This is a genomic window from Arthrobacter sp. CMU6, from assembly GCF_059090205.1.
Map to the genome: position 1 here is coordinate 20,838 of NZ_JBNHFL010000019.1, position 15,022 is coordinate 35,859.

Below are 15,022 nucleotides of genomic sequence, written 5' to 3' on the forward strand. Positions count from 1 at the left end.
CCATGGGGGAGCGGCGTCGGCCCGGTTATCGCACGGGGCCACGGCAGCGCCTTGGGTGAGGAAGGCACTTTCAGGAATAATCCTCACCATGACCCTCGCCTCGCTCGCCGCCTTCGCCGGACTGTGCCTCATGCTGTCCCTGACGCCCGGACCGGACACGTTCCTGGTGCTGCGCATCGCCATGAACCGGCCCAGTGCAGGGATTGCGGCCGCGGCGGGCTCGGCGGTTGCCGCCATCGCCTGGGCGGCCCTCGTGGGCGTTGGCCTGGCCGCGATCCTGGAACAGTCAGCCGAGGTGTTCCGCTGGATCAAGATCGCGGGCGGCCTCTACCTGCTTTACCTCGGCATTTCCTCGTTCCTCAAAACGCGCAAGGCCGCAAAGGAGGGCCTGGCGGGCGGCAACGAGGGAGACACTCTCCGGTACAGCAGGCTCGCCGGCCTCGGCGCGGGGACGCTGTCCACGCTGCTCAATCCCAAAGTTGGCCTCTTCTACCTGGCGGTGGTTCCGCAGTTCATCCCGCAGGGCGGCGACACCATGGCCACGGCGATGATCCTGGGTTCGGTGGAGGCGGTCATCGCGTTCGCCTACCTGGCCGTCGTCGCGCTCATCGCCTACAAGGCGATGGCGTGGCTGCGGCGCCCCAAGGTGAGGACCGGCGTCGAACGTGCCAGCAGCGGCATCATCGCCGGCCTTGGCGCCGGCGTCATCGCCTCGGGCGCGAGCAGCTAGCCCCCTTACCTACCGCTTTTCGCGGGGCGTCCGACGGCGGCTCCGAACCATCTCGGCAGGTGGCGGAGGAGATCGTCCTGGTCCTCGCCGATCCATGCGACGTGGCCGTCCGGACGGAGCAGGACAGCGGGCGCGTCCAGCTCCCCGCTGGTGTCCGCGACGTAATCGACCCGGTCCGCCCAGCCCGTCACGGTGAGCTTGCCCGTCTGGTCGAGCAGGAGCCCGCGGCCGTCACGGGTGAGTTCGTAGAGGCGCCCCCTTGAGAGGGGGATGTCGCGCAGCCGCCTGCCGAGCAGTTCGGGCCCTTCGCCGAAGTCGTACCGGACCCCAATGGAACTGATCCTTTCGGCGAGAAACCGGCTGACGTCGTCGAACTCCATCAGCTCGGCCAGCAGGCGGCGCACCGCCTGGGGGCCGGGGTCGGGTGAGATCAGTTCGCTCTGCGCGCGGGTGATGGTGAGCACGCCGGCGGCGACCGGATGGCGCTCCGTGAAGTACGTGTCCAGCAGTCCGTCCGGCGCCCAGCCCTTGACCTCGGCGGCGAGCTTCCAGCCGAGGTTGAACGAGTCCTGGATGCCCAGGTTCAACCCCTGCCCTCCCAGTGGCGGGTGGACGTGCGCAGCGTCGCCGGCGAGGAACACCCGGCCAGCGCGGTACTGCTCCGCCAGCCGGGTGGCGTCCGTGAAGCGGGTGATCCAGCGCGGTGAATGGACGCCGAAGTCGGTGCCGGCGTAGGCCCGCAGCTGCGTGCGGAGCTCCTCCAGGGTGGGCGGGACCGAGCGGTCCTCGGCCACGGTGGCCGCCGGCACCACGGCGCGAAACAGCCCGTTGCCGGCCGGGCCGACGCCGAATCCCCGGTGGGTCTTGCGGACCTCCTCCACCAGCTCGGCCAGCTCGTCCGGCGGAGTGGTCACCTCCATCTCGCTGTGGATCCATTCGGTCGTGGCGGGGTCGCCGGGGAAGCCGACGCCCAGCTGCCTGCGGACCAGGCTGCGGCCGCCGTCGCAGCCGACCAGCCACTTTGAGCGCAGCCGTTCGCCGTCGGCAAGCTCGACGCTGACGCCGTCCCCGTCCTGTTCGAAGCCCGCCACCTCGCAGCCGCGGCGGACCTGCGCACCGAGCTCGACGGCGCGCTCCGCCAGCAGGCGGTCGGTGACCGGCTGCGGGATGCCGAGGATGTAGCCGTGGGCGGTGTCCAGGTCCGCCGGGAGGGGTTTGTCGATCCCCGCGAAGCGGCCGACACCGGGATACTGCTGCCCCAGGGCAAGGAACCTGTCCAGCAGCCCGCGCTGGTCCATGATTTCAATGCTGCGCGGGTGCAGGCCGAGTGAGCGGACGGCCTGGCTCGGCTCGGCGTCCTTCTCCAGCACGAGCACGTCCACGCCGTGCAGCCGCAGCTCGCTGGCCAGCATCATCCCCGTGGGCCCGCCACCGCTAATGATCACGTCGAACATGTGAAACCCCAATCCAGTAAGTAGGCGCGGCCACCCATTCTGGCGGAGGGTGGGGGCCTTGCCGCAAGCCCCCTGGCGGGCGATATCCTGAAAGTGGCAGGGAGATCAGTTCTCCCTGCCTTTTGTTTGTCCGGGGTTCAACCGCGGGTGACCTCGTGCCCTCCTCACCCCACAGGACTGACGGCGGGAACCGCCGTGTCATATTGACTTTCGATAGAAAAACCAAGACTATGAAGCCATGTCTATCGTTAGTCGATTGGTCCTCCCGCTCAGGGTCCTGCTGGTAATGGTGTTCCTCGGGCTGCTGGTCGCCCAGGTCATGTCGTTCCCCGGCGAGTTTCTCTTCACAACCGAGGAGGGCCCGGGGGCGGATCCCTGGCGGTGGCCGATGCTGCTGTTCTCGGAACTGGAAGCCCTGTGCCTGCAGGTTGTGATCGTCTGCATCTGGCGGTTGCTGACCCTGGTCCAGCGTGACCGGATCTTCACCCCGGCCTCGCTGCGGTGGGTGGACGTGATCATGTGGGCGTTCATCGCGGCGTGGCTGCTGCTGGCGGCCATGGCCGGTTCCCTCGTCGCCTATATCTATTTCACCCCCGAGCTGCGCGATCCCGGGATGCCTATGGTCTTGATCGGCATCACGCTGATCGGTGCCGTGCTGGTTCTGCTGATCGTGGTGCTGCGGGACCTGCTGCGGCAGGCGACGTCATTGCGGACCGAGATGGAGGGGGTGATCTGATGGCGATCGTGGTGCGCATCGACGTGGAGCTGGCCAAGCGCAAGATGAGCGTGGGGGAGTTCGCTGAGCGGGTCGGGATCACCCCGGCCAACGTGGCGGTGCTGAAGAACGGCCGGGCCAAGGCCGTCCGCTTCAGCACCCTGGACGCGATGTGCCGGGTTCTGGGTTGCCAGGCGGGCGACCTGCTCGAGTGGGTCGACGACGATCCCGCTGCGGAGCCGGCGGCCGGAACTCACCCTTAAAGCGGAACCCCGCAGGGGCTAGACGCCGTGGGCTAAACCCCGCGGGGCACCGTGTCCGGGTGGACCTTGTCGCCGAAGCCATGAACCATCCACCGGCCGTGGTCCGGCCGCCACACGAGCGTGATCAGCAGCGGGTCGTCCAGCAGTGTGGCCGGCGTGATGAACGTGTGCTCCTTGGCTTCCCGGATGACACGCATGTAGCAGACGTCGAGGTCCCCCTCGGCGTAGACGGCTTCCTGGAGCATGCCGGGGTCCTCGAGGGAGTCCAGCAGCGCGGCGGCGATTTCGAAGGATCCCCAACTGGGCCGGGACTCCGGCGTGACGATCAGATGCAGGTCGTCGAGGTTCTTTGCCCTGTCATGGAGCGCCCTGAAGAACCAGTACCCGATTCGGCGCGGATCGTTCGCGATTTCCTGCGATTCCTCCGCGTAAAGGTCGAAGTCTTCAGTCATGGCACAAAGCTACTCGCGGGGCCGGTCCGCTGGCGAGACCTTCCCAGGGCGGATTTCGCGGGCCGAAGCGGGGTGGCCGGCCGGCTCCACTCCATGTGGAGTGACCGGGCCGGTTGGGGCAGGACAGCGGGCTTGCAGACGAAACTCAGGGTTGGTCCGCCGTCGTCCCTTCAAGCGCAGCAGCGGCGGTAATGACCGGCTGGATGTATTTTTCATGGAACCATTGGTAGCCGTTCTTGCTTCCAAGGTGGATGCGTGCTGTTCCGGATGACGGGAGCAAACTGGCGGCTTGGCGTTCCAGAGGGATCACCACTGCGTTAAGCCGGGCTCCGTCGATGGTGACAGGTGCAATTGCATCCAGGGGTACCCATCTTGTGTCTGCTTGCCCGCTTTCCACCCTGAGGGTGCCGAGAGGCCGGATGCCGATCAGGCCGGATCCGTAAATCTCGACAGCCTGTCCGACCCGGAGTGCTGGAACCGTGTCTCCTTGTTCGAAGACAATTCCGGGTCCTGTGGAATCGTTGACGAAGCCGGCCTCAACGGTGGCCGGTATCTGCACGTACGCGGCAGAGACCGCCGTCGCCGCTGTCAGCAGGGCAGTCACAGCCAGGATTCGCAGTTTGGATCGCTCCCGGTCCCAGCCTTCTTTGACGATGTTGAGGTAGCCGGCAGCAACCCGTCCCAGGACGAGTGTCACGATAAGAAGGGCAATCACCGCTCCCCAGCCACCGAACTTCGCAATCACATCGAGCCAGAGCGACAAGGCCGTGATGATCAGATAGGCCGGGAACAGCATGCACAGCACCCCGAAAACCTTGAACCGCCGCAGCGGGGGCAGTTCAAAGGGGGTGGCGTGGCCGAACAACCCACGGGAGATCATGCGGCGGGCATCCCGCAGTGATTTGTCACGCAGGTGACTGATGTTCACGTATGACATCAGGGCCAGGTAACCGTCCAGTTTGACGAAGGGAATGAGGTTGATAATGCCGGACGTGTATCCGAGGACCGCGTATACGAGGAGTCCGGATTTGATATCAGGTGTGCCCGCGGCAAGGGAAAGAAGACTGGCAGTTCCGGCAAGGACACCCTGGGTGACAATGCCTGCCAATGCGACTGACACCCGTTTCCATTTCGAATCCAGCCGCCAGCCGTCCGAGACATCACAGAAGAACGCAGGGGTGAGGTAGAAGAGCATGAACCCTATTTGGCGGGGTTTGCCGCCAAATGCTGTGAGGGTTGCTCCGTGTCCCATCTCGTGCAGCATCGTTGAGAACATCATCGCCACTACGACCGCAACATAGGTGGATAGGGGCAATGGTGCGGTCAGCGCGTGCCAGGCGTCCCGTGAGGAGGCGGCCAGGACTACTCCGCCCGCGCAGATGATCAGAATGTAAATCGCTACCGTCCTGGTCGCGATCAGCCGGTCGAGTGCTGGCTTGATGCGACCGAGGAAGGGAGCGGGGCTAAAGATCCCGATCTGCAGCGTCAAGGGTGGGACAAAGCGGATCCGCCGTGGTTTTCCTGCTTGTTGCCTGCCTTCGTCCAGCCACCTTTTGGCGGAGAACGTTTCCAGGGCCTGGGCCACCGCCGCGGGCGTCCATTGCCGCCCTGTCTGCCTAAGCAGGTGCCCTGCCAGCTCCTGGCATGTCCGGACTCCGTCTATGGATCTCAGAAGCGCGGCAATGTCTGCGGACACTCTGAAAATCCGTCCCTCCGCGTCGGAGACAGTCCAATCCTTTCCTGAGGGTTCTACTTCCAAGTCACTTCGCAACCGCGGAACCTGGGAAGCGGACGGAGCCGGCGGTTGGGTCGTTGCCAACCTACGTCAGGTCTTTCTTCAGGGTGACCAGATACCCGCCGATGCCTAGAACGAGAAGCCATCCGAGCACTGCGATGCTGGCCTGGGGGACCTCGAGCAGTCCTGAGCGGGGATCCAGGTACAGCGATCCCATGGCGTTGGTCATCAGGAGCCGACCGGCTGCCGGTGCAATCGCCTGGACGCCCGGCTCTACGACCAGGCAGAGGCCGAAGACTGTGACGAGGCTGGCGATGGTGTTCCGGACCAATAGGCCAAGACAGACGCCCCAGATGCCTGCGGCGAAGTTGACGACTGCGCAGCCGAGAAGGACCATCCACCCTGTGTGGTCCACCGACGGGCTCAAACTTTCGGTGAGGAGGAGCAGCCACGCTGACGGCAGGGAAAGAGCGGCTCCGATTCCGGCGCCGATGGCGCCGATGACCGCACCCGAGGCGAGCTTGCTGATGACGTACGCCCGCCGGCCGCCGCCCATGACGATTGAGCGAGCCGCCGTGCCCTGGGCGAAGTCACGCGCCACGAAGTATGCGCCGAACATGGCTATCACCAGGGACAGTGCAAACCATCCACGGATTACTTCGGTGGTGGCCCAGACCGCATCGAGGGCAGTTCCGGCTGCCGCCTCATGGGCAGAGGTGAGAATGCCCCAGCTGGCGACGACGACGAAAACTGTGCCGGCGATCATGAAGGCCAGGAAGGTGTGGCCGGTGCGCAGTTTGGTCAGTTCGGATGCGATTCCGTTAAGCATTTTTTGCCGCTTCCGGGAGTGAAGAGTCAGTGGGGGGAACCAGCTCGAAGAAACATTCCTCGAGACGTCGCTGGCCGCCGGCGGTCAGGTCGTGCAGGGACCCGGAATAGCGCAGCGTTTGTTGAAGGATGACGACGTCGTCCACGGTCTGTTCCACTTCTGCGAGCATGTGGCTCGACAGTAGAACAGTGCTTCCCTCATTAGCCCGCATGCGCAAGAAAGTCCGCAGCCAGTGGATGCCCTCCGGGTCCAGTCCATTGGTGGGTTCGTCCAGAATCAGCACGTCGGGGTCGGCAAGCATGGCGACCGCGAGAGAATGCCGCTGACGCATCCCGGTGGAAAGTTTCTTGACCGGAAGATTCCGGGCATGGTCGAGGCCGGTCAGGTCGAGGACTTCGTCACGGCGGGATGCAGGCAGACCCAGGAGCTGGGTGCAGACCCTGAGGTCCCTGGCGACTGTGGCATCAGGTGTATGGCCAACGCCCTCGATGCTGACGCCGACCCGCCTGGCCTGGGTCCCGAGTTCGGCGAAGGAGCCTCCCAGGATCCTGGCGTGGCCCGAGGTTGGCCGGATGAGCCCCAGCGCTCCCCGAAGGGATGTTGATTTCCCGGCTCCGTTCTTTCCCAGCAGGCCCACAATGCGGCCCTGTTGGACGCTGAAGCTGAGGTTCTTGACCACTTCCCGCCCGTTGTACGTCTTGGAGAAGTTATCAAATTCAAGAATTTTAACCACGGATGTGAGGCTTTCTTTGCGTATTCATCGGTTTTGCTGACCGCTAACGACAGCGGCGAGCTTCCGGAGCGGGTTGGCCTGGCCGCTTGAGGTTCGCAGCCTGGTGGTGCAGACGACGTGGAGCAGCTATGTAAACCGCTCCACGTCGCCTGTTGCAGCGTCAGATCAGGTCAAGATCAGCACGCCGCCGCCAACCAATGCGGCGCCGACGAGGACTCCTGCGCCGAAGCCGGCTGCCGTGTCCCAGAACCCGGGAGCTTCGAGCTGTTCCAGCTCGTCGATCGCGAGGTCCAGGGGAGCGGCCGAAGCATCCATCAGTTCAAGCATGTTCGACATCCGTTTCTGTTGTTTTTGCAGTGTTTAGGTCAGTGCAACGATGGCTGCTGCGGTGCCGAGTGCTGCGATGCCAGCACCGACGCCTACGACGAATCCGCCCCAGAAATCGGGTGCTTCCATCGCTTCCAGCTCTGCGACATCCAGATCCAGCGGCAAGTTAGTCATCTCCGTGTTCATGTTTCCCCCCTTTCGAATGGTCCTCTAGGCCGCACCGGTTGCACGTCCCCCCATCGTGTGCGCGCCGGCGGCTTCCCTGAGGAAGGCCGCGACGTCGGTGGAGGTCAGGCCCTGCAGCATTGGAAGGCCACCTCCCCAGGCGCGCGAAGTCTGTTGTGCGATGCGATGAATGTCAGGTTCCTGCAACGACAGGGGCCGGGCCAGCCCCCAGTGCGACAGGACATGTTCGAGGGCCGCGACCGGGGACGAAACAGGAGTCCTGGCAGCACCTGCCAGTGCCTGGCCGACATCCCTGAGGCGGGCCGAGGATCCGAACCGCCCATCTCCGGATTCGATCCTGCGCCAATAGGCCGGGAGTATTGCTGCCACCGCTTCCATCTTTGCTACTCCAGTGGCCATGGACAGCTCGGTCGCGATGATCCAGGGGAGTGTGCCATACGAATTGCGGCCCAGGTTGCTCCACCCGGACTGGGAGAACGAACTGAGTTCAGCAATGTCCCGGCGCAGCTGGCCGGATCGTTCGGGGTCGTTTCCCAGTCCCAAACTACGGGCCTCGTTACCGGCGTCGACTAGGGCGCGGATCGATGCCAGAGCGAAGGTGTCGGCGGAACGCCGCGGCGTGGCGGTCATGACGAACGGGGTCGACAGCCGGAAGATCGCCTCCAGTGCCCCGGTCAGGAGCAGTCGGCTGGGCAGCGTCGCGGTAAGGGCAGAGTCCAGGAGCACGGCGTCTGCCCGGAGCCCAGAACCTGAAATGAGCCGCTTGCGTATGCCTTGGGTGAGGCAGGCGTTCATTGAGGACTCTGATCCGGTGCCCACAGTTGTGGGTACAAGTCCGAGGACGTGACTGGTTGGCGGTCCGTCCGGGAGCATGACATGACCGGCTCGGGACCTGGACGTTATGGCCATCCGGTGCCCTGGGTGCCAGATCGCTGGCAGGAGCTTGGCAGTGTCCATCGCGGTGCCGCCCCCTACGCCCAGAACTACTTGCGCCCACTGGGCCCTTTCCGCTGTTTGCAGCAGAGCGGCTTCGTCGGTTGCGGGTTCAACACACAACAGGTCCGCCACGCCCTGCAGTTGCTGCAACAACTGCTTGCCGCCCGCGGACGGGGGGATTGCTGGATCGATGACCGTCAGGACGGGCAAATCCGGACATGTCCGGACCGCGCCGGTTAGCCAGTTGATGAAATCCGGTGTGGACGTGAAAACCGAAGGCCCTGGGAAGACCGTGCGCACTGTGTTATTCATTCGCTCTCCCCTGATGAACCGAAGTCCGCAAGGCCCGCGGTGATCGACGCGAAGAGCTCCCTGACCTCCTGCTGGGAGTAGGTCAGGGACGGAATCAGCTGGATGCCGCGGGGCCCTGGATACACGCGGGCACCGGCCCGTTGTATGCTCCCGAGAAGGGATGCTATGTGGGCCCCGGCCACCGGGGAACCGTCTGGTCCGGCCACTTCCAGCGCCCTGAAACATCCTCGGCCGCGGTGTGCCGTGACGGCCGGGTTGCTGGCCATCAGCTCATGGATAGCGGTGTCGAGCTGCTGTGACACTCCCGCGCCATTGCTAAGGGCGTCGAGGCGTTCGAACTCCGACAAGGTGGCAAGGATCGCTGCGGCTGTGGCCGGCGTTCCGGCCTGGGTCTCACCGTGGGTGAAGACACTTCCCGATGCCACGAAAAGCCCGGCGATGTCCTGTGACGTCAGGACTGCCGCCGCTGCGCAAGCGCCGTTGGTGAGGCCTTTCGAGGTGATCAGGACGTCCGGTCCCTCAGGCCAAGCCTGGGAGGCGAACATCGGCCCGGTCCTGCCAAAACCAGTGGCCACCTCGTCTGCCACGATGAGGAAGCCGTACTTTTCCCTTAAGCCAAACAGTGCTTGGAGGAAATCGTCCGGCACCGGATAAGCGCCGGTGCCCAGGACGGGTTCAACCACGACCGCGGCGATTCGGTTGCCCTGCAGCGACATCAGAGACGAGAGTTCCTCGGGGGAATCATGGCTGATGTGGCGAATGAGTTTTTGATCGACGCCGTAGAGTCGCTGCCCCAGGTCTTCGCCGGTGAGCGAGAAACTGCCGTAGGTCAGGCCGTGATAGCTGCCCCGCAACGCCACAACCAGTTGCTTATGGGGAAACCCCCTCAGGTCTTGGGTCTGCCTGGCCAGTTTCATGACCAGGTCATTGGCCGCGCTTCCTGACGTGGAGTAGATTACGCGCCCGAAGCGGTCCTGCCCTGCCGCGTTCAACAGTGCAACCGCTGCCTCCTCCGCGGCCGTGTTCCATTGCCGGAACAGGGTGGAGTACGAGCAGTCAAGGAGCGCCGTATGGACGGCGGCGGCAATGTTTTCATTGCCGTAGCCCAGGTTTACGTTCCACAGGCCGCTGGTGGCGCAGAGGACCTCATCGCCGCTCCCGAACCTGATCTTGTGACCCGACGCCGAGACCACCCCGGCTGAAGCCACGTTCGTTTCCATTAGAGGCTGTAGTGACGGCCAGACAGCGCTAGGCATGGAGCCCCACTTCCAGAATGACGATCTCGTGCGCCGATCCGGGCGTTCTAACGGGATGCGTGTTGAGGACTGCCAGTCCGTTTTCTTGCAGCTCCGTGACCAGCTGATCCGGAGGCAGGACCCGGACCGCGGTGGTGAAAACGTCCACCGGCCCGCTGGTGTTCGTGTCCTCCGGGATGAGGGTGATTTCGCGGACACTCCTGTCGGCCACGATGTACTCATGCAGGCAATAACGCGTTCCTGCCGAGTCCTTGACCAGCTGCACGTTCTCGACGGGGGTCCCCGGGGTGTCGAGGCTAGCATCGCCCTCTGTAACGGTGGTGGAGAGGAAGAACCGTCCTTCCGGTGCCAGGACCGACGTCATGTTCTGGAACAGCCGCCTGCGGGCACCTGCGTCAAGAAGCGACACCGTCACACAACCGAAGATGACCGTGCTGAACTTCTGCGCCGGGTTGAAATCGCAGATGTCACCTTCAACCAGCGTTAGGTTCCTCCACAAGTGCGCATAGCCCGAGTCCATCCGGTCGGACAATATGGCCAACATCGATGGTGAAAGATCAACTGCCGTCACTTCCCTGCCGAGTGCAAGGAGCGGCAGCGTGAAGCGCCCGGCTCCACACGCCAACTCCAGGATCGGCCCCGTTGTACGGCGGGCAACCGCGATCATTTCCCGCAGCTCGTGGCTGTCCTGAAGCGCGACGGCGTCATACAGCCTTGCGCCGAGGGGATCGTAGATGTCGTGGACAACAACGTCGGCGAGATCGCCGAGGATGGCAGCTGCCCGGCCGTTGATGTCTTCCAGCAGCGGTGCCATTAGTGGGCCGCCCCTTGGACGGAACCGAACCGGATGCCTTTGGCACTGAACGAATTCTGGATCTGACGGATGGAAGCCTCAGCCAACGATTCCGGGCAGCCCAGAATCCGGGCCGCTTCAGGTGCGTCCGATCCGACGACCAGCATGACGTCAACAAACTTGGCGGCGTCCGAGCCCAGCCTGTAGGTCTTTGACGTGGCACCGTCATGCAGGTGGGCGACGCTGCTGTTGAAGAGGAGCACCGACGACGACCCCGGTACACGGTCTTCGATCCCGTCCAAGGCCGGTACCAGATGTCCGCCGAAACCTGACACCCGCATACCCTGGAGCCCCCGGACAGCCGCATGCCGGAGGGCGTCCGCCGCCAACATGTAGCGGCTGATCCATGGACGGGCGGCGACTTCCGGCCGTAGCCCGACCTCATCCAACCCGGAGACCCAACTCCGGGACCAGCTCAGATGAGTGTCGTCCAACATACCAAGGGGAATGCCCGATGGAGAGGTGAACACTTCCCCGGAGCCGGCGACATAGACGTGAGTCACCTCGTCCGTGCCGGGAAGGAAACCTAGGGACGGTATGTCACCGAGGAGAGACTGTGGGTGGAGCAGCGCGGCTGGAAACTTCCCAGCCGAACGGGCCGCGTCCGCATCACGGTAAAACGCTGCGAGGTCGACGTCGCTGCACGCTCGCAGGATGGTCGGGCCGCCGACAGGAACAAACTCAGAAAGGGCGTACGACTGCTGCTGGACGTAGAAGTCCTCACCGACCTGAATATCCGCGTCCGGGTCCCGGAAATCACCGACATAGGAGAATACCGTGCCGCCGCTGCTTACGGGCAGAGTCTGATCGACGGCCGGCACGAAGCACGCCGCCGCTTCCGTCAAAAATCCGTGGCCCGCCAGGTCGGAAACCAATGACGCATCTTCCAGCACCAAGACCTTCGACCCCGCATTTGGCGCATCCGCGCCCCGAGCCCATGACATCAAATTGGCGGCTATCGACCGCGTGTCCCCATTCACAGGCATGAAGCTAACATGGCAAAGGGGGATAAATCCAATCGTTAGGCTAACGTTTTGCTTAATTGCGGGCGGCAAATAGCTGAACACATCGAAGCGTCAAGAAAATATTGACGAATGTCCACGATGGCGGCTCTAATGGGTCTCATGACTACTCGACAGAAAAATGGCTTCGCCGCTTACGGTGGCTCACTGCTCGCACTGCTCGGCATGATCATGGGATATTTCGCGTTCACCGCCAGCGGTGGAGTGAATGCCATGGTTCTGATTGTTGCCGTCATCGCCTTCATATGCGGCGCTTTGCTCGTGTCAGCTGCCATCGTGGGGATTCGAAAGGCAAGCAACTAGGCCATGGACCCGGTTTCCCTGTCCGCCGCCATCGCCCAGGCTGTGGCGAATGCGACCCCGGAGCTCTCCAAGCGGCTGGGCGAGGGAGAAGATGTCTATGCCGAGATCCTTGAAGTGGCCGCCCAAGCGCATGAAGAGACGCGGAGCATCCTGCAATCCACCGTTGACTCGGCCCGCCGTGCAGGTCACAGCTGGGAGGCAATAGGCCGCATCCTCGGGGTATCGAAGCAGGCCGCCCAGCAGAGGTTCGGGCGGCCGCAGCAAGCGTTTGTGGGCGACGTGCCGGAGGTGAAGCGCCTCTACCCGGTCAACGCTTTCAACGAAATGACGATGCTCCGGGAGGTAGGGCAATTCGGGTGGCACTCTGTGGGTTTCGGGGTGCGGTTTCACCGCATCCAGTTGTCTGCGGAGCAATGGGAACATACCAGGATCATCGCCAACCCCAAGGCCATTTCTGACTTGGAGGCACAGGGCTGGCAACGGATCGGAGAGCAGTCCTTCCCTTGGGCTTACTTCAGCCGTTGCCTGCACGCCCCGCGCCGCGACGGGGATCCGCCGCCGGATATCCTCCGGCTCATCAGGGGTGACACTGCTCCCATTAGGTAGCACGTTAGGTAGCCCGCAGCCGGGAAACGATGCCGGCCGAAGCACCGGTGCGCAAGCAGGCGCTCGCGGTGAGTAAGAAATAGATGGCTAGACCTGTTCGCATAGGCTGGCCTCATGACGTTGGGGGACGCGGTGGAACCGCTTGTGCAGATCAAAAACTTTCGCATGGACTTCGGGGAGACGACGGTCGTGAAAGACCTGTCCTTCGACGTCCGGGCAGGGGAGACGTTCGGGTTCCTGGGCAGCAACGGGTCCGGGAAGACCACCACGCTGCGGGCGCTGCTGGGCATCTACAAGCCCACCGCCGGCACCCTGTACATCGGCGGGAAAGTCTTCGAGCCCCGGGACGGGGCGCGGCTGGGGTACCTGCCGGAGGAACGCGGCCTGTACAAGAAGGAAGCCGTCCTGGACGTGATGGTCTACTTCGGCCGGCTCAAGGGCCTGAGCAAACACCGGGCCCGTGCCTGGTCCCAGACGTACCTGGAGCGGGTGGGCCTCGAGGACAAGGCCGCCGTCCGGCTGGACAAGCTCTCCGGCGGCCAGCAGCAGAAGGTCCAGCTCGGCGTCACGATCATGAACGACCCCGACCTGCTCATCCTCGATGAGCCCACGAAGGGCTTCGACCCAGTGAACCGCAGGCTGCTGATGGACATCATCGAGGAACAGAAGCTCGCCGGCGCCACAGTCATCATGGTCACGCACCAGATGGAGGAGGTGGAGCGGCTCTGCGACCGGGTCATCCTCCTCAAGGACGGCACCTCCCGGGCATACGGGACCGTCGACGAAGTCCAGGACCAGTTCGGCGGCACGGTGTACCGGCTGGGCTACGAGGGCATCCTCCCCGCCTCGGATTTGTACGACGTGGTACGCGACGCCGACGGGCAGGCCGAGCTGGCCCCGGCCGCCGGGGCGGACGAAACAGCGGTCCTGCGGGAACTGATCGGAGCCGGGGTGGCGGTGCGCAGCTTCGCCACGGCACGGGCGTCCCTGGAGGAGATCTTCATCCAGGTGTACGGGGAACAGCACGAAATGGCAGAGGTCTAGGACGATGGCACGCACAGTATTCAAACAGCACAACCTGGGCACCGTCGTCGGGTTCGAGTTCATGCGCACCGTCAAGAAGCGCGGGTTCGTGATCGCCACCCTGGCCATCCCGGTGGTCTTCGCGATCATCTTCGCCCTCGTCTACGCCAGCAACTCCAGCACCTCCGCCAACGCCGACGCCCAGAAGAACTCGGCGCTGACCTTCACCTACACGGATGCTTCCGGCCTCATCCCCGCAGCGCTCGCCCAGGCAGCCGGCGGAACCCTGACGGCCGACCCCGGCGCCGCGCTCCAGTCGGTGAAGGACGGCAGGTCCGAGGCGTACTTCGCCTACCCGGCCAATCCCGCCACCGAACCGGTCAAGGTCTACGGCGCGGACAAAGGCATGTTCGAGAACGGCAAGTATGAGGCCGTGGCCAAACACCTGCTCGTCACCGCTGCCAAGTCCCGGGTCAACTCACCGGAAGTCACCGCCGCCCTGAGCGGGGGAGTGAAGTTCGACGCCGAAACGTACCGGGACGGCCGGGTCTCTGGCGGCATCGGCTCGGTGATACCGCCGCTGCTGTTCCTGGTCATTTTCTACGTCAGTATCATTCTGCTGTCCAACCAGATGCTCAACAGCACGCTGGAGGAGAAGGAAAACCGGGTCACGGAAATGATCCTGACCACCCTGAACCCCACCACCCTGGTGACCGGCAAGATCATCTCGCTGTTCGCCGTCGGGCTCCTCCAGATAGCGGTGTTCCTCACGCCGATCGCCGTCGCCTACTTCCTGTTCCGTGACTCAGTGTCCCTGCCCGACCTGGACCTGTCCTCCCTGGTGTTCGAGCCTGTCCCGATGATCACCGGCGCGCTGCTGCTGCTGGGCGGGTTCACCCTGTTCACCGGCGTGCTCGTGGCCATTGGCGCGATCATGCCCACGGCCAAGGAGGCCGGCACCATCTTCGGGCCGCTGATGGCCCTGATCTTCGTGCCCTTCTACGCCGTCAGCCTCATCGTCAGCGACCCCGAAGCCCTGATCGTGCAGGTCTTCACCTACTTCCCGCTCACCGCCCCCGTCACAGCGCTGCTCCGCAACGGTTTCGGAACCCTTGGCGCTGTTGAAGCGGCCATCGTGATCGCCGAGGTATTCGTCGTCGGGATCCTCGTCCTGCGCCTGGCCGTGCACCTGTTCCGCTACGGCTCCATCGAATACGGCCGCAAGCTCTCCATCGGCGGGACGCTCCGCCGGAAGGAACTGACGGCCAAATAGCTGACACACCTGCC

18 protein-coding genes are annotated in these 15,022 nt (G+C 64.0%); 7 read left to right on the forward strand and 11 right to left on the reverse strand.

Annotated features, from left to right (window positions below):
* Nucleotides 1-88 precede the first annotated feature (88 nt).
* A complete protein-coding gene (locus AC5RWD_RS14260; protein WP_494020627.1) occupies nt 89-730 on the forward strand; it encodes a LysE family translocator in 642 nt (213 codons plus the stop codon).
* A gap of 5 nt (nt 731-735) precedes the next feature.
* Here the strand turns inward: AC5RWD_RS14260 and rox are convergent, their stop codons facing one another.
* A complete protein-coding gene (rox, locus tag AC5RWD_RS14265) occupies nt 736-2,184 on the reverse strand; it encodes a rifampin monooxygenase (protein WP_494020628.1) in 1,449 nt (482 codons plus the stop codon).
* Nucleotides 2,185-2,422: 238 nt separating this feature from the next.
* Between rox and AC5RWD_RS14270 the strand changes: the two genes are divergently transcribed.
* Together AC5RWD_RS14270 and AC5RWD_RS14275 are read left to right on the forward strand one after the other, a co-directional pair.
* The gene (locus AC5RWD_RS14270) at nt 2,423-2,920 is read left to right on the forward strand and encodes a DUF2975 domain-containing protein (RefSeq protein ID WP_494020629.1); all 498 of its coding nucleotides are present in this window, start codon (nt 2,423-2,425) and stop codon (nt 2,918-2,920) included.
* Nucleotides 2,920-3,162, forward strand: coding sequence for a helix-turn-helix domain-containing protein (locus tag AC5RWD_RS14275; protein ID WP_494020630.1), 243 nt, complete (start codon nt 2,920-2,922; stop codon nt 3,160-3,162). The genes AC5RWD_RS14270 and AC5RWD_RS14275 overlap by 1 nt, the downstream gene beginning before the upstream one ends.
* A gap of 32 nt (nt 3,163-3,194) precedes the next feature.
* On the opposite strand, the gene AC5RWD_RS14280 is transcribed toward AC5RWD_RS14275, so the two are convergent.
* The 10 genes from AC5RWD_RS14280 to mpaB all read right to left on the reverse strand — a co-directional run bounded on the left by AC5RWD_RS14280 (nt 3,195) and on the right by mpaB (nt 11,767).
* Nucleotides 3,195-3,614, reverse strand: a complete 420-nt coding sequence (locus AC5RWD_RS14280) for a hypothetical protein (RefSeq protein WP_494020631.1) — start codon at nt 3,612-3,614, stop codon at nt 3,195-3,197.
* Nucleotides 3,615-3,759: 145 nt separating this feature from the next.
* Entirely contained in the window at nt 3,760-5,433 is a 1,674-nt protein-coding gene (mpaP, locus tag AC5RWD_RS14285) for a daptide biosynthesis intramembrane metalloprotease (RefSeq protein ID WP_494020632.1), read from the reverse strand.
* A gap of 1 nt (nt 5,434) precedes the next feature.
* On the reverse strand, nt 5,435-6,178 hold the full coding sequence (locus AC5RWD_RS14290) for a hypothetical protein (RefSeq protein ID WP_494020633.1): 744 nt from the start codon (nt 6,176-6,178) through the stop codon (nt 5,435-5,437).
* On the reverse strand, nt 6,171-6,911 hold the full coding sequence (locus AC5RWD_RS14295) for an ABC transporter ATP-binding protein (protein ID WP_494020634.1): 741 nt from the start codon (nt 6,909-6,911) through the stop codon (nt 6,171-6,173). Before AC5RWD_RS14295 ends, AC5RWD_RS14290 begins: the two co-directional genes overlap by 8 nt.
* Nucleotides 6,912-7,076: 165 nt before the next feature.
* Nucleotides 7,077-7,238 (reverse strand): hypothetical protein, encoded by a 162-nt coding sequence (locus AC5RWD_RS14300; protein ID WP_175305001.1) that lies wholly within the window; start codon nt 7,236-7,238, stop codon nt 7,077-7,079.
* Nucleotides 7,239-7,271: 33 nt separating this feature from the next.
* Nucleotides 7,272-7,412, reverse strand: coding sequence for a daptide-type RiPP (locus AC5RWD_RS14305; protein WP_494020635.1), 141 nt, complete (start codon nt 7,410-7,412; stop codon nt 7,272-7,274).
* Nucleotides 7,413-7,448: 36 nt separating this feature from the next.
* On the reverse strand, nt 7,449-8,672 hold the full coding sequence (gene mpaC / locus AC5RWD_RS14310; RefSeq protein ID WP_494020636.1) for a daptide-type RiPP biosynthesis dehydogenase: 1,224 nt from the start codon (nt 8,670-8,672) through the stop codon (nt 7,449-7,451).
* Nucleotides 8,669-9,928, reverse strand: a complete 1,260-nt coding sequence (mpaD, locus tag AC5RWD_RS14315; protein ID WP_494020637.1) for a daptide-type RiPP biosynthesis aminotransferase — start codon at nt 9,926-9,928, stop codon at nt 8,669-8,671. The genes mpaC and mpaD overlap by 4 nt, the downstream gene beginning before the upstream one ends.
* Nucleotides 9,921-10,742 carry a daptide-type RiPP biosynthesis methyltransferase gene (gene mpaM / locus AC5RWD_RS14320; protein WP_494020638.1) on the reverse strand — a complete coding sequence of 274 codons (822 nt, stop codon included), beginning with the start codon at nt 10,740-10,742 and terminating at the stop codon, nt 9,921-9,923. Before mpaM ends, mpaD begins: the two co-directional genes overlap by 8 nt.
* A complete protein-coding gene (gene mpaB, locus AC5RWD_RS14325; protein ID WP_494020639.1) occupies nt 10,742-11,767 on the reverse strand; it encodes a daptide biosynthesis RiPP recognition protein in 1,026 nt (341 codons plus the stop codon). Before mpaB ends, mpaM begins: the two co-directional genes overlap by 1 nt.
* 138 nt (nt 11,768-11,905) lie before the next feature.
* On the opposite strand from mpaB, the gene AC5RWD_RS14330 reads away from it, so the two are divergent.
* From AC5RWD_RS14330 to AC5RWD_RS14345, 4 genes are all read left to right on the forward strand, one after another.
* Nucleotides 11,906-12,106, forward strand: a complete 201-nt coding sequence (locus AC5RWD_RS14330) for a hypothetical protein (RefSeq protein WP_494020640.1) — start codon at nt 11,906-11,908, stop codon at nt 12,104-12,106.
* 3 nt (nt 12,107-12,109) lie between these two features.
* On the forward strand, nt 12,110-12,712 hold the full coding sequence (locus tag AC5RWD_RS14335; protein ID WP_494020641.1) for a hypothetical protein: 603 nt from the start codon (nt 12,110-12,112) through the stop codon (nt 12,710-12,712).
* 114 nt (nt 12,713-12,826) lie between these two features.
* Entirely contained in the window at nt 12,827-13,756 is a 930-nt protein-coding gene (locus tag AC5RWD_RS14340) for an ABC transporter ATP-binding protein (protein ID WP_494020642.1), read from the forward strand.
* Between the two features lie 4 nt (nt 13,757-13,760).
* Nucleotides 13,761-15,008 (forward strand): ABC transporter permease, encoded by a 1,248-nt coding sequence (locus AC5RWD_RS14345; protein ID WP_494020643.1) that lies wholly within the window; start codon nt 13,761-13,763, stop codon nt 15,006-15,008.
* Nucleotides 15,009-15,022: the final 14 nt, after the last annotated feature.